Origin of the sequence: Paenibacillus sp. FSL W7-1279, assembly GCF_037969845.1 — a bacterium.
Lineage (GTDB): Bacteria > Bacillota > Bacilli > Paenibacillales > Paenibacillaceae > Paenibacillus_AQ.
The window spans coordinates 3,978,704-3,999,538 of sequence record NZ_CP150215.1; the positions used below are offsets into that span (position 1 = coordinate 3,978,704).

Annotated in this window: 19 protein-coding genes and 1 pseudogene; 2 read left to right on the plus strand and 18 right to left on the minus strand. The window is 46.9% G+C overall.

Going from position 1 to position 20,835, the window contains the following annotated elements; genetic code table 11:
• Positions 1-35: 35 nt before the first annotated feature.
• The 10 genes from MKY82_RS17620 to MKY82_RS17665 form a co-directional block, all read right to left on the minus strand.
• Positions 36-2,612, minus strand: coding sequence for a hypothetical protein (locus tag MKY82_RS17620; RefSeq protein ID WP_339293977.1), 2,577 nt, complete (start codon positions 2,610-2,612; stop codon positions 36-38).
• Positions 2,613-2,871: 259 nt separating this feature from the next.
• Positions 2,872-5,196 carry a helix-turn-helix domain-containing protein gene (locus MKY82_RS17625; RefSeq protein WP_339293978.1) on the minus strand — a complete coding sequence of 775 codons (2,325 nt, stop codon included), beginning with the start codon at positions 5,194-5,196 and terminating at the stop codon, positions 2,872-2,874.
• A 334-nt stretch (positions 5,197-5,530) separates the two neighbouring features.
• Positions 5,531-7,126 (minus strand): extracellular solute-binding protein, encoded by a 1,596-nt coding sequence (locus tag MKY82_RS17630; RefSeq protein WP_339293979.1) that lies wholly within the window; start codon positions 7,124-7,126, stop codon positions 5,531-5,533.
• Positions 7,127-7,251: 125 nt separating this feature from the next.
• The gene (locus MKY82_RS17635; protein WP_071219006.1) at positions 7,252-8,136 is read right to left on the minus strand and encodes a carbohydrate ABC transporter permease; all 885 of its coding nucleotides are present in this window, start codon (positions 8,134-8,136) and stop codon (positions 7,252-7,254) included.
• A gap of 24 nt (positions 8,137-8,160) precedes the next feature.
• Complete coding sequence (locus MKY82_RS17640; protein ID WP_194544812.1) at positions 8,161-9,123, minus strand: ABC transporter permease subunit; 963 nt, start codon at positions 9,121-9,123, stop codon at positions 8,161-8,163.
• 256 nt (positions 9,124-9,379) lie between these two features.
• Positions 9,380-10,213: a nucleotidyltransferase domain-containing protein gene (locus MKY82_RS17645; RefSeq protein ID WP_233355113.1), complete on the minus strand. Its 834-nt coding sequence runs from the start codon at positions 10,211-10,213 to the stop codon at positions 9,380-9,382.
• Between the two features lie 85 nt (positions 10,214-10,298).
• On the minus strand, positions 10,299-10,622 hold the full coding sequence (locus MKY82_RS17650) for a hypothetical protein (protein WP_194542939.1): 324 nt from the start codon (positions 10,620-10,622) through the stop codon (positions 10,299-10,301).
• 15 nt (positions 10,623-10,637) lie between these two features.
• Positions 10,638-11,366 carry an NAD(P)H-binding protein gene (locus tag MKY82_RS17655; protein ID WP_339293980.1) on the minus strand — a complete coding sequence of 243 codons (729 nt, stop codon included), beginning with the start codon at positions 11,364-11,366 and terminating at the stop codon, positions 10,638-10,640.
• Between the two features lie 315 nt (positions 11,367-11,681).
• On the minus strand, positions 11,682-12,014 hold the full coding sequence (locus MKY82_RS17660; protein ID WP_071219003.1) for a helix-turn-helix domain-containing protein: 333 nt from the start codon (positions 12,012-12,014) through the stop codon (positions 11,682-11,684).
• Between the two features lie 139 nt (positions 12,015-12,153).
• Complete coding sequence (locus tag MKY82_RS17665) at positions 12,154-12,525, minus strand: helix-turn-helix domain-containing protein (protein WP_194542942.1); 372 nt, start codon at positions 12,523-12,525, stop codon at positions 12,154-12,156.
• Positions 12,526-12,771: 246 nt separating this feature from the next.
• On the opposite strand from MKY82_RS17665, the gene MKY82_RS17670 reads away from it, so the two are divergent.
• On the plus strand, positions 12,772-13,350 hold the full coding sequence (locus tag MKY82_RS17670) for an NAD(P)H oxidoreductase (RefSeq protein WP_339293981.1): 579 nt from the start codon (positions 12,772-12,774) through the stop codon (positions 13,348-13,350).
• 48 nt (positions 13,351-13,398) lie between these two features.
• On the opposite strand, the gene MKY82_RS17675 is transcribed toward MKY82_RS17670, so the two are convergent.
• Positions 13,399-13,995 (minus strand): DUF1349 domain-containing protein, encoded by a 597-nt coding sequence (locus MKY82_RS17675; RefSeq protein WP_194542943.1) that lies wholly within the window; start codon positions 13,993-13,995, stop codon positions 13,399-13,401.
• A 247-nt stretch (positions 13,996-14,242) separates the two neighbouring features.
• Here MKY82_RS17675 and MKY82_RS17680 point away from each other — a divergent pair, with 247 nt between their 5' ends.
• Positions 14,243-14,701, plus strand: coding sequence for a DinB family protein (locus MKY82_RS17680; protein ID WP_194542944.1), 459 nt, complete (start codon positions 14,243-14,245; stop codon positions 14,699-14,701).
• Positions 14,702-14,857: 156 nt separating this feature from the next.
• Here MKY82_RS17680 and MKY82_RS17685 read toward each other — a convergent pair whose 3' ends face one another.
• The 7 genes and pseudogenes from MKY82_RS17685 to MKY82_RS17715 form a co-directional block, all read right to left on the minus strand.
• The gene (locus MKY82_RS17685) at positions 14,858-16,006 is read right to left on the minus strand and encodes an enolase C-terminal domain-like protein (RefSeq protein ID WP_339293982.1); all 1,149 of its coding nucleotides are present in this window, start codon (positions 16,004-16,006) and stop codon (positions 14,858-14,860) included.
• A 165-nt stretch (positions 16,007-16,171) separates the two neighbouring features.
• Positions 16,172-16,522 carry a DUF1048 domain-containing protein gene (locus tag MKY82_RS17690; RefSeq protein WP_071218998.1) on the minus strand — a complete coding sequence of 117 codons (351 nt, stop codon included), beginning with the start codon at positions 16,520-16,522 and terminating at the stop codon, positions 16,172-16,174.
• 10 nt (positions 16,523-16,532) lie between these two features.
• A complete protein-coding gene (locus MKY82_RS17695; RefSeq protein WP_194542946.1) occupies positions 16,533-16,880 on the minus strand; it encodes a DUF1048 domain-containing protein in 348 nt (115 codons plus the stop codon).
• A 328-nt stretch (positions 16,881-17,208) separates the two neighbouring features.
• Positions 17,209-18,906, minus strand: a complete 1,698-nt coding sequence (locus tag MKY82_RS17700) for an NPCBM/NEW2 domain-containing protein (RefSeq protein ID WP_339293984.1) — start codon at positions 18,904-18,906, stop codon at positions 17,209-17,211.
• A 22-nt stretch (positions 18,907-18,928) separates the two neighbouring features.
• On the minus strand, positions 18,929-19,984 hold the full coding sequence (locus tag MKY82_RS17705) for a LacI family DNA-binding transcriptional regulator (RefSeq protein ID WP_339293986.1): 1,056 nt from the start codon (positions 19,982-19,984) through the stop codon (positions 18,929-18,931).
• Positions 19,985-20,270: 286 nt separating this feature from the next.
• Positions 20,271-20,366: pseudogene (locus MKY82_RS17710) on the minus strand (acetyltransferase); the annotation flags it as partial.
• 102 nt (positions 20,367-20,468) lie between these two features.
• A complete protein-coding gene (locus tag MKY82_RS17715) occupies positions 20,469-20,693 on the minus strand; it encodes a hypothetical protein (protein ID WP_194542950.1) in 225 nt (74 codons plus the stop codon).
• Between the last annotated feature and the right edge of the window lie 142 nt (positions 20,694-20,835).

The following is a 20,835-nucleotide window of genomic DNA, read 5'->3' on the forward strand; positions in this document are numbered from 1 at the left end:
CCGAGCTGCATTACACATTAGCTTCCTGGCGGGCCTTAGTCTACATGGTCAGGTAAAGAATCTGGGATCAGTTCCAGGCTGATGATCGTGTTCAAAGACCATTGCGACGCCCCATTCGTATTCATCCAGTCAATCTCCTTCAGCTTGTCGACGTACGTAACGTCAACGGCATCTTTTTCCAGGTCTGTGGTTGCAAAAGGGTGTCCCAGCAGCGTCGACCAGGCAACATCGGCTGTACGCCTGTCCTTACGGTACCACGCGCCGTAAGCGACGAGGGCCAGCGTCAGAACTGGATGCTCAAACCGCTTTGTGCTGATGGCGCCGCCTGTGATTTGATCCTTTTCTTCCTGCGAAAGATTATAGAAAACACCGAAATCGGCCATCATGTCGTCCCACTGCTTATCCTTCAGCAAGCCGGACAGCTCGAACCATACCTGCGGCGCGCCCATGCATAACGCCAGATGGCGCCCCCAGTTGTCGTCACCCATCGACGTCAGCAAGCCGGTATTCGGATCATAACCGTAAGTCGGACCGGAGATCAGACCGTAATTCGCCTGTTTAATGCATTGAATGCCGGTAAGCAGTTTATCGCGGTAAAACATATCCTCTTTGCGCTCCCAGCGGGTCATCCAGTTGGAGCTGAAAGCCGCCCAATCCGGGCCGACCCGGATATGGGTCTTATGCTCGTCCTTGGGAAAATAGGCGCGCATCGGATCGATATGGACGGTCGTATAGTCGGCATCCTTCGCCTCGTCCATCATATCCCCGATCCGCTCGTCCCCCGTTAAATAATAATAGTAGCGATGGAGTCCGGCCATGCCGATCCGTGCCTCCTTGCAGCCGCAGCCCCAATGGACGACGTTATGCCGCGAACCGAGCCCGGCGTATTCCCCGAAATGATAGACGTCGACCTCGCTCGTATGGCGCGTCATCGCCTCCGCCATCCGGAAAATGTCTTCGCGTCCCGAGCGCAAAAACATCAGCCACAGCCACATGTTCGGGACCAGCTCCGTATTTTGCCAAGCACAGCCGCCGAGGTCATAATTCCAGACATGGCGCGCAGGGTCGTAGCTGTGCATGAAATCGCCGTAATCCCAGAAGCCGTACCAGCGCCTCTGCTCCACCTCCCTTTGGTAAAAGGCGATGATCCCGTCCAGCTTCTCTTCGAGGCGGGATTTGGCGGGCGTTCCCCTGTCCGGCAAGCTCCAAATGCCAAAAGCGCCTTGGCTCCGCAAATAAGCCGGCTCGCATACAAGCTGCGGAGGCGAGTCGTTATAGCTCGCGTAAGCCTCCAGCTCAACTGGCGACGGCGTAAACGCCCGGCACCAAATCGTCAGCTCGCTCGTATTGCCGACGCCGTACGGAGTTGCCCGCAGCTCTTCCGCGCCTTCGTAGGAAGATTCAACATGCGTTAACGTATCGTAATGGCGCATGTCCATGGCCGGCGCTTCCGGGGACCAGAACCAGGCGATCAGCTGCGCCTGGTCCTCTGTGAGGCCGTGCGCCTCCATGCCCGAAGGATGCTTTTGCCAGAAATTGCGCATCGCAAGAGCCAGTCCGCCGCCGGGCCCACCGACATATGCAACACCACGCGCTCTCCGGCCTTCTCCGGATTTGATCCAGCTGCAGCCTGCCCTGGTCCGCTTGGCCATCAGATAATGGTCGGCTGAGAACTGCGTCACCTTAAAGCCGTCCCAGCTTGCGGAGTCGTGCAGCAGATTCATAAAGTACTCGTCGTCCATTTCTTCGTCGGTCAGTGTTTCCCCATTGAGCTGACGCTTGAACAGCTCCAAATATCTGCCTTTTGTGCGCCGCGAATGAAGCGTTTTGGGCGATTCGCTTAAATAACCGGTATCACCGGCAAACCGGACGTGGCGGTTGTACAGCGGCCCACGGATCGGCAGGATGAAACGGATGCCGAGTCCCTTCACGAAATCCTGGTTCGGATTGCCGTCATAAAAAAACGTATGCACCATCCGGATCGACTCCAGACCCGCGTAAGCGTACAGGCGAAGCGAAAAAGGAAGCCATTCACCAGTTCCGTTCACGGCACGGTGGCGGCCCGTCAGCTTGACGACCGCTCGTACCGGACCTGCTTGCTCCACCTTCGCTTCGTAGATTTGGGATTGATAACGTTCCTCCCGGATCGTTCGGCTCCCGGTCAGCTCGCTTACGCTTTCCTTGATAGCGATCAACTCGCCATAAGAGCTTATACTGACACCGTTTCGTAGAACATCGGCAATCATTTGGCTACCTGTTTTCGGTACCCGAAAGGAAATGACGCCCGTGTCGATGGTAAAGCCATCCTCTGCTTCACGTACGGACACTGAACCCGCTGTTGGTGAATGTTTGGAATCTCCCTTCACGATGGTATACCCATGAGGGGCACCAGTCGGAAATGCGGCGGCATGCGCCGTCCATTTGACGCTGCCGTCCGGCCAATATGCAGTCGGCCAGCTTTGCAGTGCAGGGGCAGTCCCGCCCTCCAAGTGCAGCGACAGCCGGTCGTCCCGTGAAAGCTCCCCCTCCTTCCACGGCATTCCCCAAGTCAGCCCGGCCGGAATATCAGCGGCTGCCTTTAACCAACGCAGTGATACTCGCGTGTCGTTCATGGCATCATCTCCTAAACGTTTTCTTGGCTTCCGTTCTTTCAACGCCCTCATTGTAGACAGCTGCGGCTTTCCCGGCAATGGCACTTTCTTGATGGCATCCGCCGGGCTAAATTGCACGATTTCGCGAGAATTGCACTTTATTGCACGTTATGGTTTTTCTGGTGCTTCGCAGCCCTGCGCATCACAATAAAGCCGGAAGCGGTCACATCATGAACCGCTGCCGGCTGCTTCTTTCGATCTGTTTATCGCAGCTTACTTCCTAATCTGCCCGGCTAAGTTCACGATAACGGGTAGGAGTCATGCCCTCGAGCTTTTTAAAGATCCGATTAAAATAGCTGTGCCGATATCCGACTTGTTCGGCAACCGTGTTAATTTTCATCTCCGATTCCCGAAGAAGCTCCTTCGCTTTTTCCATACGCAGCTCGGTCAAATAATCGATAAAGTTTTTGCCGGTGACCTGTTTGAATGATTTGCTCAGGAAAAACGGGTTCGTGCCGATGTGGTCGGCGCAATTGTCGAGCGAAATGTCGTGCATATAGTTTTGCTGCATATAGATCATGGCATGCTCAATCAGCCGTTTGACCTGGCCATCCGTTCGGGTCGTCAGCTCCTTCATGAAAGGGGCGATCACCTTCACTTGGAACCATTCCCTGGCGCCGGCAGGTTCTTTAATCTGGGAAAGCTGCTCATACAGGTTGGCGCCCTTGAACAAACGATTCGGCTGAATACCGGATACGAGAATCGCATGCTGGACGGAACCCAGCAAATGAAGCATCCCCTGCTGGACATCTATCGCTTTTGCCTCCTGCACGGACAGCGCATTCTGGAATTCAACGAGCAAGGCGTTGGCGTCCGCTTCCTGTCCGGTTCGAAGCGCCTGAAGAAATTCTCTTTCCAGCGTAAAGGGATACTGCGGTTCGGACGAATCCTCGAAATTCAGCTGCTCCATTTCGATAATCTGGTTATCGTTATCGAATTTGCGGAAGCTGGCTGCGTGTTTCACGCCTTCAAATGCGAGCGGTATGTCGCTTACACGGCCGGTAGCCCGGCTGATCGCCACCGTCACCACCATGTTCAGCAACCGGTTAACCGTCTGCGCAAGCTTTTCGCAAAACGATTTGATCGTTTCTGTACATGGCTCCCCTTCCGGCAAGATGAGCAGCACCCCTGATCCAAGATCATGGAAATTGATCGTGCTGCTTTGCTCGAAATACGAATCCGCCAGCTCTTCGATCATGTTGACGGATGCGAAGGTAACCAGTCCCTCGTCGCCAAACTTGAATTTCCCTTCCATGCTGGCGATCCCGGTAAGCTGTACGTACAGCACGACAAATTGCTTGCCGCACACCTGCCATTTATACCGTTCCATCCGTGACCGCAGGTCCTCCTCCGTATAGGCGTACAAATAGCCCTGAAGGAGCTGATGGAGAAAGCTTTCCTTTACATGCGGCAGCTGCTCGAGCCACTTGGCGTTCAGCTCCCGACTCTCCCTGCTTAAATGCTGCCATTGCCGCTCGATTAGCGTAAACTCGTCCTCCCGGCCTCCGCCCGATAAGGAGGCGCTTGGCAGCAAATCCTTCATTAGCCTTTTTACAGGTAAGTACATTCGGATCGATGCAAGCCAAGCAAGCCCTATTGCCAGCAAGAGAGCGCTCAAGCTGACCGTCAAAATGACTTTGGATATAAAAACGACCGGTGCCGTTATATTGGTGATCGGCGAAGCCGACACGTACAGCCAGTTATCCATGATTCGTGCGAAATAACCGTACGTGACCGCATAGGTCTTGTCGTTCCATTCATAAAGAAACGAGCCTTCCTTATTCACGTTTGACTCGACCTCGCTTCTGACTGCCTTTACGAACGTCGAATCTATCGAGCTCCCGTTGGCGGATACGAATAGATGACTGCTCGGCTCCGTTAGAAAATTTTCGCCGTCGGCATAAGGGGTAATGGTCTGCAGCGCTTCCGCGACTTGATCGCTGTCCAAGCGGACGATCAAGGCTCCAATCGGTTTTTGGCTGCCACCGGGAACGAGATGCACAAACGTCAATTCCCGTTTTCCCGGCTGATCGGGATCCAGCATTAGCTGTGTCCAATACGTCGTTTTTCCTGCGTCAAGCAGTTGGTCGTATAGCTTGATGACACTTGCATCATGTAAAGCGGAATATTCCGGATAAAACAATACCGGCTGGCTTCCGCGCAAATAGAGGCTGACGTTACGAATCATCGTATTGGAGCCCTGCATGACGAGCAGCGTATTCGTAATATCGCGGGTCTTCTCAAAATCACGCACGAAGTCGCGTTCGCCGAGCGAATAATCGAAGCTCGTATCGAACGCCCAATGCGCCAGCATCATTTCGAGATTGGACAGCTGTTTATTCAGGTTCTGCGACCGCTGCTCAATCTGGTTGTTATGGAGCTTCAGCAGCTCCTTTTCCAGCTTACCACCGGCCATCGAATATACGAGAACCCCGGTAATAATGCCGGGAATTCCGGCAACAAACAGGAACATGATTAAGCTTTTCCTATAGAAGCTGCCAGATCTGCCGGATAAGCGGGCCAATAACATTTTCCATCCATTCATCGTCAGCTCACCAACCATATCTAAAATTAGTTTTGCCTTCCTTTGTTAGGCGGTCCTTTGCCTTTCAGATATGTAAGCGTATTCAAATATAGCAACAGCGAAATAAAATCGACTGTCTTAATTAGCATAACGCGGTCCTACTAATAAAACCTGCATATTTTCAGAGTAAATTGTTTAAAAAACAGAGGAATTCCAAAAACCGGCCATCGTGGAGTCTTGGCTACAGAGCAGCTACCGTCACTTTGTGGGGACTCTCGGAAGAAAAATTCGGATAGAGAAAAAAGAGGCAGTTGGCCTCTTTTTTCCGCTGAATATCACTGCTAATTGACTTCGTCTAGGATTTGGACGCTGCGTACAGCTCGTTGATTTCCTTCACGTAATCGTTGCCCCCGGATTTTTTCCACAGTTCGATTGCATCGCGCCAGCCTTGCTCGTCGATTTGGCCGACGATGAATTTAATGCGGGCATCATTAATAATATTGCCAAGCTGTTGTCCTTTTTGCGAATACACCTCAGAAATAAACGGCTCCGCCGGATTGGCGACGATGGTTTCCCGGTTTTTTATTTGAACCTCTGTTTGTTTTAAGCGAAGCGGTGTCTGGGCCACTTGCAGCCCTTTTCCTTCAGGAATGTAAGGTACCATCTGGTTAAGACCTTCGACTTCAGACTCGAGCAGCACGGAATCCGTACTTCTTTCCAGCGTTGTATCGTCGATCTTGGTATAATGCACGCCTTCAAGGCCGAAGCTGGTCAGCGTTTGCAGGTCAGGCTCGTTCAGCTGGTCTAGAAATTTTAGAATGCGGTCGACTTCCTCCTCAGTCTTCACACTCGACTTCGGAATGGCCAATAGACCGGCAAAACCGGAAGTAGGCAGCGTACGAATTTGACCATCCGCACCGGTTACTGCACCGAACACATCCATGTAATGCTCCCTTGAATCATTGCCCGCCGCCGCGTTCGCCGCCTTGATTTTGTCATCGACTCGAGCCGCTCCGTCGACGACGTCGATAATCACGCCGGCTTGCCCGTTAACAAGCGGATCCGTCCACTTCGCCGAGTCCATGACGGCAAAATCTTGGTTGACGAGTTTTTCGTCATACAGCTTTTTCATGAACTTGAGCGCTTCGAGATATTCATCGTATTCGAACTCCGGTACGAGCTGGCCATCCCTTTCACCCCAAACGTTAGGTGCACCAAACCACAGTTTGATCTGGTCGAAGCCCGCTCCCCAGCCGGCCGTCCATTTGACCATAACCAGTCCGTACGTGTCGTCTTTACCGTTGCCGTCCGGATCCTTCTCTTTGAACGCTTTCAGCATGTTGTAAAAATCGTCGATCGTTTTCGGTTGCTCAAGTCCGACGTTCTCCAGCCAATCCTGGCGGTAATAAACGCCGTTGCGGCCAAGCTCGCGCCCGCGATATACGCCGTACGTTTTGCCGTTAATCGAGGAGTTGTTCAGAATGATTTCGCTGGCCTGGCTGAGGTTCGGATAATTTTTGAGTTTGTCGGTCAAATCCCAGAACGCCCCCGATTTTACCGCACTAACGAAACTCGGGCCCTTTGAGTCCGGCACGTAAATGATTTTCGGCAAATTGCCCGAGGCAAGCGTAATGTTGAATTTATCCGCATAGGAAGCGTTAGGCACCCATTCGAAATGAATGTCCGTGCCGGTCAGCTTCTCGAGCTCAGCCGCTACGGGACTGTCGTCCTTCGGATAGTTCGTTTTAAAAATCGGGAGCATGATGTTCAGCTTAAACGCTTCTTGCGTATCTGCGGAAGCGCTTGCAGGGGGAGCCACCGTCGAATTGTTGGAAGAGTCTGTGCCACCGTTGTTTTTACCGGACGAGCAGCTTGCCATCAGTACGATACAAACCGTGCCTAGAATTAGAAATGTGGAAGCACGTTTCGCCTTCATTGTCTTTTTCTTCATTAAATAGCCTCCCTTTATCATTAAGATCATATTGCAAACCGCATGAGCTCCAAGCAAATCAATCAGCGTGTCTTGGGTATTAACAACAGAGCCAAAGCGGAATCACACATTTGGAATAACAAACTTTAGCCTTTTACCGAGCCAAGCAGGACGCCTTTGGCAAAATGCTTTTGCAGGAACGGATACACACACAAGATCGGAACCGTGCCGACAACGATCACGGCCATTTTGATCGATTGATCCGGCGGCTGCACGAAATTAGGGTCCATCGAGTTCAAATCGCCTGCAGCCGCTTGCGACAGCAGAACGATCTGGCGCAGCATGACCTGCAGCGGCCATTTTTCCGGATCGTTAATATACAGCAGTGCCGCAAAGAAATCGTTCCAATGCCCGACGGCGTAAAACAACGTAAACGTAGCGAGGACGGGCATTGAAAGCGGCAGCACGATCCGCCCTAAGAGGCCAAGCTCGGAGCAGCCGTCGATGCGGCCGGCCTCCTCGATCTCCTTCGGAATTTCCTGAAAAAAGTTTTTGACGATGATCAGATTAAACGCGCTGATCGCCCCTGGCAGCATGAGAGCCCAGAGCGAATCGAGCAGGTTCAGCTCCTTCACGACCAGATAAGTCGGAATCATGCCACCGCCAAACAGCATGGAGAAGATGACGAGATTCAGCACCAGATTCCGGCCGTACAACCCTCTCTTGGCTAAGGAATAGGCCATCGTAACCGTGAAAAACAGGTTGACGAGCGTGCCGATGACCGTTATGTAGACGGAGACGCCGATGCTTCTCATGATCGTATCTGTCGAAAAAATAAACTTATAAGCGTTTAATGTAAATGTTTTGGGTATGAAAAATACCGCTCTTGACGTAAGCTCCGCGTCCGAGGCAAAAGAGCCCGCAATCACGTAGACGAAAGGGAGCACGGCAGCCAGCCCGAACAACGATAGCACGATGTAGTTGGCAGCATCGAACGTGACACCGGCCGCGGATTTGTATTGCTTGGCCATGGATTGATTCCCCTTTCTTGCTTATCAGTAAAGCCCGGATTGGCCGAACTTTTTCGCCAGCCAGTTCGTGCCGAGCACCAGCGTTACGCCAACAATCGATTTAAACAGCCCGACAGCCGTGCTGTAGCTAAAAGCGCCTTGTGTAATGCCCATCGCGTATACGTATGTGTCGAACACTTCGCCTACCGAGCGGTTAAGCGGATTCAACATTAGATAAATCTGTTCGAAGCCGTTGTCCAGCACGCTGCCCATCCGCAAAATCAAAAGAATTACGATCGTGCTGCGGATCGCCGGCAGTGTTATGTGCCAGATTTGTCTCCAACGGTTTGCCCCGTCAATCGTCGCCGCTTCGTACTGTTCCACATCGACGGCCGCCAGCGCCGCCAGGAATATAATCGTTCCCCAGCCGCATTCCTTCCAGATCGTCTGCAAAATAATCACGGGGCGGAACCAAGACGGATCGGACAGAAATTGGATTTTGTTCCCCGTATATTGGAATAGCAGTTCGTTGACGGTGCCGCCTTCCGTGGTTAGGAACACGTACGTCAGGCTTGCCACGATTACCATCGATATAAAATGCGGAACGTAAATCATCGTTTGAATCGTGCGCTTAAAGAACGAAAGCCTTACTTCGTTTAACAAGAGTGCCAGTATAATCGGAGCGGGAAAAAAGAAGATGAGATTATAGAACGATAGCAACAGCGTATTACGCAGCAGCATTAAAAACTCTGGATTGTTAAAAAATAGCCGAAAATGCTCGAAGCCTACCCATTCGCTTTTCAAAAAGCCGGTAAACGGCTGATAGTTTTGGAATGCCAGCATGACCCCCCACATCGGCACGTATTTAAAAACCAAAAAATAAAGCAAGCCTGGGAGCAGCAGCAGGTAGAGCCATTTGTCCCTGCGAAGCCTCGCCGCGAAGCTCGTGCGGTGCTCCACCTGCTTGGACGTTTGCGGGAAATCCCTTTGAGCCGTAGCTTGCTTCATCATTCTCCACCTCCATATGTCGTTCATCACCTCGCGAGCGGTGTGGCCTTATTATGCGGCAGCGCTTTCTTTTCCCGCAATGAGACATTTTTGAAGAGTAAAAAAGCCTCGTTTTTCGGCATTTTTAAAGAAAGTGCAAAGTCGGCAAACGAGTGGTAAGACGCGTATAACCCTGTATAAACAAGCACTTCTCGCAGAAACAAAAAAAATAAAACCTCCAAGTATCTGGAAGTTTTATTGTGTAGTATTGTCTTATTCAACTAAAGCCCCCGTTAGCTTTATAAGGAATGTTGGCTTCATTTGTAAAGTTAGCGCCAGCCCATTCCCCCTCAATCTTAAACAACTCATACACAGCCTTATGGTCTGTAGGCGGTTCATCTATCCAATTTAGCAGAGTGCGAACGATTGATTCTTTTTCTGGAAAGTGATGAAGAAAGACTTCAGACTGTTCGTGAAGTCGTGTCGTCCAAATCTGAGAACGCTCCATCACCATTGAATAGTATGTTCGAATGAGTTTACGAGCGAAGCTTTGTGTAATTTTTTTGAAATCTTCTCCAGAAGCTGTTGTTAGCCTTGTTAACGTCCGATTAAGAACTTCATTAATATCACCATTAAAACGGATGGCTATCTCTGATGTAAGTTGATAAGGACCAAATCGTTCACCTAGATCCTCTCCATATACACAAACACAGAGTTCCTTAAGAAATGCATTTTCGTAATAATTTGAGGGGTCAAGCGTATATTCATAATAGGCTACAGCAATACCAACATCCCGAACTATAAAACGATAATTATTAGATAGTTCTCCAGCAAGTTTCTTTAATTCAGCTAACTTATCAGAACTTAATTTGGTATTGAACATAGCGATAAGGTCTAAATCTGATTTAATTGCAATCGCTTCTCCTCTGGCTACGCTACCGTACACATAAACACTATGCAAATGTTGATGAAATAAATGTTTAAGGCTCTCGATCGATTCATGAATGCAAGTCGCATAGACATCCGCAATTTTGTCTTTACTCACATCGCTTACAATAAAGCCATTTTGGTCTAAACCATAACCCGCTTTTAAAATCCCTATTTCAATCACCAACTTTCCTTTGACCCAGCATTTTCCTAATTATAGCACCACAATCATGTGACTAAAAGCGGGTTAGGACGCTCCATCGCCTTCTTTAAAATGGCTTAACGACCATGAGCACCAATATGGCAATCATCAACAGCTGTGCTGCCGTCTCGATGGGTACGATCTTTTTGATCAGCTGGCCGAACTCGGCGGGTATATCATTACCCTGCTCTTGACTTTCAGATAGGATCTTAACAAGTACGAATCCGCCAATTTTAGGCATGATGGCAAGCTTGGTCGATATACCAAAAGTAAAGTGCAGCTGGCCGACGGTTCTTGCTGATCTTCGAATGATGGGCATCACGAAAGCGGGGCCAATAATGGCGATCGAAGCTAATATATGCAAAACGAGCAGTAATCCAAACAAATCCATGCCCCTCCCTTCTTCTCAGCTTACCGATATCTTGCTTTGATAGGCTAGACCGACCCTTTTCCCCTTAAACGCTCCTCCGAGCACAAGATGGTCCAACATACACATTACGACATCGTCATAAGCAACATTCAGCTCTTGAAATCGGCAGAACAAGTGACCGGCTATTTCTGCCTCGGAATATGCCTTAATCGTCTCCGGCATCGGAACGGGCAAGGTATCCGTTGTTACATGAAGATGAACCGGCTCTGGATGCTCGCTTGAATCCATCATGGTTCCCGGACACATCATGGACCAATCGAGCCCAGTCCGTTGCAGCCTTTCGAAATTCCGGTTGTGATTTTTATACTCAGGTGGGAACCCCGGTAAATTGTTGCCGATAAGTTCGGTATATGGAATATCCAGTAAGCCGGCTCCTCCCATGACCCATACCCGCCCAGAGAAACTAGGCTCCAATTCACATTGGCTTATAATGTTATCGACGATACGAACAAACTCTTCTCCCTGGCCTGCATGGCCTGCTGCAATCATAGCGGCGTCTTGATTCACGAGCGCCTGACGGACACCTACCGGGTTCATCATATCGTCCACGATCACCTTCACATGCTTTGCGGAATGATCACCTAATTGATCATATAGCTTCTCGGAATTCCTCACAAATGCGGTCATTCCATGCCCCATTTTTATCCCTTGTGACAGCACTCTTTTCCCTGTATTCCCTGTCGCTCCAAAAACAATAATTCTCATTGTTCGTTCCTCCTCTTTTAGGGTCCCAAATTTTGGCTAACTCAAGCTTAGCATCGCTTCAATATGATGTTAAGAACCCACTTTAAAGTAGGGTGCTTACTTAAAAGTAAGCATGCAGAAAGGGATACATATTAGCGGAGGTTGGGAGGAAGGGGGAATTTTAGACAGTTTGGCGACAATTCTACTCTAATAGGAGTTTTGTTATCCATTCATATCAGGATTGTGCACTGTAGGTAAACAAAAAGCTGCCCGGAACCCCGTGGCAGCTTTTTGTTTGAGTTGATTGAATTCGTGTACAAGTTCAATGAACCGGCTTTATGACGCTGGCTCTTCATATTTCCGCTTATTATGATTTTCTCCCCAAGAACACATAATTTCTGCTACAGGAATCAATGTTCTGCCGTATTCACTAAGAGAATATTCCACTTTTGGAGGGATAACCGGGTGAACCGTTCTATCGACTATGCCTTCTCGTTCCAAATCTCGGAGATGTTGTGAAAGCATTTTTTGTGAAGCATCAGGTATAAGCTTTTCCAGATCGTTGAACCTCTTCTTGGATTCAATCAAATGCCATAAAATCATGGGTTTCCATTTACCGCCTAAAACATGAATGAGTGTCTCAATTGGACATTCGCGCTGATGAATCATTATTGAATCATCCCCTTACTTTTAAGTAAGTGCATTACCTATAATTGACATAACAAAATTTTACGATAGCTCTACAATCAAGTCAATCATTGAAGCTTAAAAGGATAAATACCCATTCTTTTAGGTGTATGATATTGCCTTAAAACTCCTCCAAAACCTTGGATTTATCGCCATAAATCTTTTCCAGGTGATCTTCTCCCCAATAGCATAAATGGTCTAATGCGGGTTTTAATCCCCAGCCGTAGACCGTTAACTCATACTCCACTTTAGGTGGGATCTCTTTATAAACCTTTCGTGCAACAATCCCGTCCTTTTCCAGGCCTCTTAGTTGAGTGGTCAGCATTTTTTGCGTGATGTCGGGCATTAACCGTCGAAGCTCAGACGTCCGTTTCCGTCCTGTCATCAAATGATAGATGATTAAAGGCTTCCATTTTCCCCCCATTACTTCTAATGCCGCCTCCACTCCAACTTTATACTTCTTTTGAACGTTATTTTCCCTCTTCTCAGTCATCTCTCATTCCCCCGTTAAAAGCCTGGTTTTTCTAGGAACATAAAATTCATTTCAGTCCGTTACTCAGGTAAGTTTCTAGGGCAACTGTCTAGGGCACTTCGATGTTTCTAGGGCACCTGTATCATCCTATAGAACTTGAAAGTGCGTACTTCCTGATAATTTTATTACTGTTTATAATAGCATCAGCCATTGATCGTGGCTATATGATAGCTGTTGAGAAATGAGAAAGGTAGTGAAGAGACAAGTATGAGAGTATTATGCGTTGTTTCCCACCCAAGAAAAGATTCCCTGACCTTTAAGGTTGCCGATCATTTCGTAAAAGGTCTTACTGCGGCGGTCCACGACTATGAGATCTTGGATTTACACGAGATTGGTTTTGACCCTGTTTTAAAAGGAATAGATGAACCTGATTGGTCAACAGAGGAACAGTCCTTTTCCCCTGAAGTAGAACTGGAAATAAGGCGAATGAAGAAGCACGATGCCTTGGCATTTATTTTTCCAATTTGGTGGTGGCATTTGCCTGCCATGCTAAAAGGTTATATAGACCGTGTATGGAACAATGGGTTTGCGTACGGTTCGAACCAGCTTCATCATCAGCATGTCTTGTGGATTGGTTTGGCGGGCGTTTCGAAAGAACAGATGAAAAAGCGTAACTATGATGAAATGATGACTCATTTGCTCAATGTGGGAATTGCAGATTATTGCGGTGTATCCAATTCCAAGGTTGAATTTTTATACGAGACCTTGGAATCCAATCCCAAGCATTATGAGACGCTGCTTAACCATGCTCATCACTTAGGGTTGAATTATGCGAAGGAACAGTAAGCTTTAGATTAAGTCTGAACTGTCTGATTGCTTTATTATGCGTTTACTTTAAAACCTGCTTCTTTCATCAGATTCGGATAAAACCAAAGACAGAAATTCGACTCGACAACCTGCTCCCTTCGGTGATTGGGCTACCACACCCGCTGTAAACGGTGCTGAGGTGTTCATTCCAAAGTATCGAATCAATTTCCAAGCTTCACCATCTGATGAGTAATAAAAAGAAATAAGTTGATCATTCTTCGTTATTTTTAAATAAGGATTGCTTACTAATACACGCTCAGAGTTACAATCATCGGACAAACCGTTCTGCGTAACAACAGACACGATCGTAGCATACTCACCGTTGAACTCAAAACAAAGCTTAGCCCAATTGTTCTCATCTGCCATCAACATCAGACACCCGGAATCATACAATTCGTTCATGTCTACCTGAAGCTGCGTTATAAGCTGAAATGTTGAATTCACCTGGATGTGCAGATAGGGTGCAGAATGAGCAACATGTTTACCTCCGGGGTCTTTGAAAAAGTCAGCATTCGTTGGAGCATCAATGATTAGCCTGCCATCTGCTGTAAACTCCCAATGTTCAGGTTCATTTAACCACATTAAATTCTTTCTTGTTTCTGGCTGAAATAAATTCTTAATCATAACTCATTCTCCTCTATTGAATTAACTTTTATTTCTTAAGATGGGATGTTCAACAAAAACCCATCTTTCCCCTTCTAAATATATCATTTATAAAACAATTTTGTGATATTTTACATCTCTACCCAGCACGAATACTCTAGCGCTTTGCCCCAAACTTATTCGTCAGTTGTTCCCATCTCTAAAAATAAGTTACAATGACACATGGTAGTAAATACCTGTAACAACTCTATTTTTCTTGGAGGATTTTATGAAGCTCACTACCTTTTTTCCTTATCGAAACGATGCAAGAAAGATATTGATCCCTTATTTAAATCAATTGACTGAGGAACAGTGGCATGCAAGGCATCCGGATCATCCGAATTCGATCGCTTGGATCGTTGAGCACATCGCGCGCAGCGAAGACGAATGGATTAACGTGATCGTACTTAAGGGAGAGCGACGACTTCAACGAGTCTTGGATCGTCCTCAGCAAATTTTGCAGGCATATATCGACATTCGAGACCATACAGACCATAAACTCGACTTTATGGAATACGATGAACGCGAGCCAGTCGTAGAGCTCCCTCGTTTTTCAGACGGTTGGGAACCGCCTTCGCCGCCGACGCTACGATGGATTATCCATCATGTTTTCGATCATGAGTCGTACCATGTCGGTCAAATCGGCGTCATAGCACGTTTAAACGGATTCGCCGGCCCCCTATTCTGAACGTAATGACTCGATAGCTAATCGTATAAGTTATGTCCATTTCGGTAATCGGTACAGTTCCTTGTCCCCGGCTCGAGACAAGAAATTGTACCGATAAAATAAAAAAGCCGCTAAAATAGCGACTTTCAATAAAAACCATGCAGTTGTACCTCGACATCAGGACCAGCCGGATCGCTTTATAAGGTTAGTTACAAGTTCATCGTCGAAGACGATTCCGAAACCCGGCGTGGCCGGAATATGAATCTCTCCGTTTTCGATTCGATAGCCCGATACATCCATTCCTTCGATTGTAATGTCGTCATATTCCACAAATTCGAAGTTCTGCACCGCGGCTGACAAATGTCCAGACGCGTAAATACCATAGGCATTTCCGTAACAATGAGGCGCAGTCCGCAAACCATGGGCATCCAGTTTCTCGCCTAATTCCATCCAATGCGTGAAACCGGGCCTGATGATATCGTACTGCAGCACATCGACAAGGCCGCGTGTCGCCCACTCAATTAGATGCGGTGAGGCAAGCCCTTCCCCATCCGCGATAAGCACATTCTGCCCACGTTGCCGGAGCCACTCCTTCAGATCCTCGTACAAGGCATCATCCTCATGGAACGCTTCTTCCAGCCAATACAGATTTACATCCGCTAAAGCCCCCAAGACCTCTTTGGTTAAGTTCAAATTATATGCATTATTCGCATCGATCATGATCTTACCTGCGGGACCTGCCACTTCCGAGATCCCCCGAACAATTGCGATATCTCGTTTCGTCCCTTCCCAGAGTGGCATATGGCGTCCGCCACGGCCAACTTTAATCTTAAAATGACGTTGACCCTTCGCATATCCTTGCATCGCTTCTTCCTGCATCAACGCGACTGCGGTCCTCTCATCGGACAAATGCAAATCGTCGAAGTACAGTGAGGTATCATAGCAGGGAACAACCAATGGGACTCCTCTTTCCATGTGGCCACCGGACACCAAGTCATACACGGGTTTGTCTTGTCTCTTTCCTAACCAATCGAGCATTGGGTATTCCAATTGCAAACGATACGCTTCGAGCAGTCTGCCCCGGTCATCGAATAAGTCAAGCAATCGGCGGCCTATGATGTCTTGGGCCCATTTCGGCGTCATATGAATCGAGCTACCGTACCCTGTTTGTCCATCGATCGTTATTCTGGCGATATCCACTGTGCAGCTTTTGCCATGAATGCCGATCCTGCCATTGGCCCCCGCGCTTCTGGCTCGTTTTCCCGTTAACTTGGCGAATTCGATCTTTTCCACTTTCCAATCAGATTGTATACCCGTAATATTCATAGAATCCTCCTTCACCGACTCGACGGTTTCATGTCCCGATGTGATTCGTAAGCAGAACACCATATTATAGAATTATACTGTTAGAAGATAAGAACATTCTTCTTCCGTTGGAAATCTGTAAATGACCTTTCACTTCAATTGCTGTTTCCAGACTGATATCCCACTTTACTTTGTTTTATCCGTATCCTTCTTTATGGCTTTGTTACCCTCTTGATCCAGAGATTCTTGATAGATGTCAGCGTAAGTTTTTGAATCTTTGATTAGATCGTCGCAGAAAGCCGCTACGTCACTGCCCGTCACTTCGAGCACGCCTTTCCTTAAGGCCGCACCCTCTTCAAAAAGATCAATTATCCCCGAAAGCAAACCCGTCCCGTCCGTTAGCTCAACAGGACCGACCTTAAAGAGATATTTTTGAATCTCTTTATAAACAATCTGATAATCTTTCGGGAGCGCTTTGACACGCGCCACGTGCGCCCGCCACTCTTTTTTGCCTTCAATGATATCTTGGATTCTCATTTTCATCCTCCTATTTACCTAATTTTTTAGCGATATTGTCGTTGAGTTGCTTGCGCCACTTGTCGCGAAAAGATTTTGCCTCATCGATGCCGGCCAGCGCTGAACAGAAGCCTTTGATATCGTCACCCAAAACCTCTTCGATACTCTGTCCGTCTGCCGCCGTTTCTTCGAGCAGGCCAAGCACACCGTCAAGAATGGGCATGAGGTTGCGACCGGTGAAATCTGAGTGCGGCCAAAGATGCGCATTAATTTTTTCCCATGCCGCTTGATAATCAGGTGGTAACTTTTTGGCTCTCAATTCAAAAGCTTTCATTTCCTTAGTCATGTCGCTGCCGGTGATTTTCTCCCAAAAATTCATTATTTTATCTCCTTTAACTCGTTAATTTTTTCCCGTTGCTATTCTGTATCACTGGTATAAAGTAATACATACTACAGCTATAAAGTAACACCCAGTAGATGGATTGTCAATAGCGTTTGTTCTGATACGGATTGTACGTTTTCAACTATCCTGCCGTTAGTCCATGGGGACAAGAACTTGCACCCTTAAAGGAAAAAAGCCGCTAAATTAGCGACTTTCAACGGGAGCATGTTTTGTATCCGGCAATTATAGTCAGATCCTTGTTATCCGTTGTTCATATTCAAATATGTTTTGCACTAAGCCTTTGTAACAGCGGATATTAGCCTTCCTAACGGTTTACATCGGATCTAGCAATATGAGCATTTGCCCAATCCGCATGGTCGTAGCCAGTTCCGTCTCCGCCATCAGTAACGACCAGCTTCAGTACGTTTGCACCGGAGATATCCGCATGAACTTTTTTGACGGAATCAGATCCGGTAATAAGCCCGCTGTCATATACTTTCTCGTCGTCTGCCCAAATTTGAAAGACAACCGACCCTCTATTCCCCACTTCATCATCGATTCCGATATCAGCGGCAAACGTTGAGAAGTTGCCGCCTATATAATAAGCAATCTCAGCATTCGCATGTACACCTAAGCCTTTCGTATATTTTTCACCGCCAATGGTTATGGTTTTTCCGTCGTCTTTTGCTTTTTCACCGTTGCTCTGATCCCGTTCTACGGGCCCCCAATGATTAGTGGAATGAATCCATTCCACATCACTTACATAAGAATCTTCAGTTGGGAGCCGTTCTGGTATCCAGACTATGGAGTCGGCACTCCATTCTGATTGCTTATTATTTTCCCCATATTCAAATGAAACGGTGGCATTTAAATTTGCGAATCCAGGCTCAGCAGTATCTGGGGGAGTCACACGCCAATCCGTTTCAATCGAACTTCCAGGCGAAAGGTTCGTGACCAGAGGATCATTTACTGCCTCTATGCTCCAACCATCAGGGGCCGTTAAGTCCAATTGGATGGCCTCGATTGTGTTTTGTCCATAATTTGTAAAGGTTGAGGTTAATAGGGTAGTTTCACCCGGAATAACATAGTTATTACGATAAGAAAAAGTTGTTGCCGATTGAACATCTATCGTGTAATGCACTTCGGGAATCCATTGCTTACGGTAAAAGTCGCGTCCTTGGACAACGACCCTGTCATCGTAAATTTGCACATACAATCCTTGGCTTTCATCCCAGTTTACTGTTGGTGCGAAGGTTGTATAATAAACAGAAGCTGTATTGATACTCGTAAATTTATTCTGCGTTAGGTTAATATTTGGAAGTCGCATATCCCGATGAGTATGGCCAGTGAATAAAATAACTTGCGGATACTTCGAGAAGAGATCGGTTAGACGCTTTCCTGCTGTTTCATGTACGGCGGAAAGAGGCTGATGAAGAAAAACAAACATAGGCTTCTCGCTATTACTGCGCTTCTCCAACGTATCTTCCAGCCAATTCAACTGCTCGTCGCTCAGATAGGCGTGGTCTTTGGCGGGAGAATCGACGGGCCCCCAGCTTTCAGAGCCAAGAAATATAAAAGGATAGCCTTTCACGATTTTCTCGTAGTATACATGCTTCTCTTCGATAAAGTCTGCGAACCGACTGGTGTTCACTTCATTTCCTTCTCCATTAAAAAACTCATGATTCCCAATGGTCATATACAGATTCTTCGGTTTAGGAGATTGATCAAGAAGTTCGCGAGCCTTCGCATATTCTTCGGGAAAACCGTTATTCGTTATATCTCCGTTGATGACCATAGCATCTGCCAGCGGATCAGTGGAATGAAGATCTTGAAGCGCTTTCAATAATTTGTTATGAGAGAACGATGTATCCCTAATATGCAGGTCACTGATCACTTGAAAGGTTGCTTTTGGTTTTTTTTCATATGCATTTGTGTCCCCTTGTGCTGATTGTGCGTGCGCTGGAGCAACCAGGGGGATAAGCATACAAGTTGCTAAACTGAGACAAGCCATTACTTTTTTCATTATTATACCCTCCTCAAAACCTTCAAATTTTTTTCAGTTCGCTTTTCTCGGTACAGCTACTGCGGACAATAAGTTTTGTCGGCAAATAGCTGATCAATGGCAAAGGTATCCCCCCTTTCATGCGCTGAAGCAGGAATTTGACTGCGATTCTCCCCATTTCCTCCTTGTGTACCTGTACCGTAGTTAACGGAGGGTTTATGAATTCTGACATTTCGACATTATCAAAAGAAACAACAGATATATCATGGGGAATCGATAGCCCATATTCACCAATTGCCTTATACGCCCCGAATGCCATTTTGTCGCTAGCTGTAAATACGGCCGAAGGCGGACTCTGCGTGTTTAAAATTTTTTTCATGGCTTCATAGCTCTTGGTCAGATCAAAGCAGCCGTCTTGAACCCACTCCGGAACAATTTTAAGATGGTTCAACTCCATCGCTTCTTTATAACCATAGAAACGTTCTTCTTGGTCAATCGGCATTCCAACTTGTGAGCTTCCGCCAATAAATGCAATATTTCGATGACCGAGATCTACCAAATATTGAACTGCTTGCATTGCCGCATGACGAAAATCCACCGTAACGTAATCCATTTCCAACTTAGGTATTCCGCCCACCGATATAACAAATGGAACCCGCTTATTCAGCTCATTTATAAAATCATGCTTAAGCGGTCCGATACAAATAACTCCTAAGTCACTCTCGTTCATATCCCCAAATAAATTGAAATTGAAAATATCCTGCACCTCAAATGTAAAGTCCAATATACATTCTTGATCAAGTAATTCACTTTCGATTCCGTATATAATTTCTGAAAAATATGGATCCTGGTATTTAGCTTTTACATCATATAAAACAAGTCCCACTCTCTTTGGGACCTTTTCATTCTCTGAAAATTTTTCGTTTTTTTGCAGTTTATTTTTAAACTTATAGTAACCCAGGTCCTTGGCAACTTGAATAATTCGCAGACGAGTTTGGTCGTTTACAAGTGCTGGCGAGTTTGCGTTGTTTAAAGCCCTCGAAACCGAAGAAATAGATACATTGGCATGCTCAGCAATGTCTTTTAAAGTTATTTTCATATCGGCATAACACCTGTCTGTTATAGTTTTGGAAAGCGCTTACCTCCCCTTTGTTGAAATCTTATACTGATTTAGCAAATTATTCAATCATTTTTGCGCAATTTTTCACTTTTTTGCTGCAAATCATTTCTGCGATTGCCCACATGATCACTTGAGTAAGCCCTCTACTTCTGCCAGCTAGCCTCTGAACAAGATCTTGTACCTCAATGCAAAAAAAGCCGCTAATATAGCGACTTTCAATGGGACAATGTACTTGTCCCTCGACCTTACTACTATCTTTTATACTTCAATCTTTAATCACTTTCGCTGGATTACCACCAACAACCATCATGTTGTCCGGCACATGCTTAGTCACCACGGCTCCTGAGGCGATAATGACGTGGATGAACCTTTCATTTTGATGAAGCACTGCAGTTCATATCAAACCCGGAAGATGTCTATTTGAAGAAGGAACCACGGCAGCCCCTGTTTATCATGGTTAAGCTTAATCCTGGGATGGATCCTCATCCATGCCAACGGCAGAATCAAAAACACTGTCTTGCGGAACGCGCGTGAGATCCAGCTTTTGCTTCACCTGATCGTTGATATCCCCATACCAGGCCTCAAAGGAGTCATCCAACTGCTCTTCTCGATTACGATCCTCGTTCACATCCGAATCCACTTCGATTTTATTGCCTAATACCCCATAGTCGTCTTTGGGATGGATCATACTCTTTACTTCAGCTCCTTCGCATACGGATTGAATTAAATTTCCCTGGAAAAGCAATTCTATACATATCTGCTTTTCCAACTCCGTCGCACAAACATCGTTACCATAAAAAAAGCCGCTAAATTAGCGACTTTGCATGGTA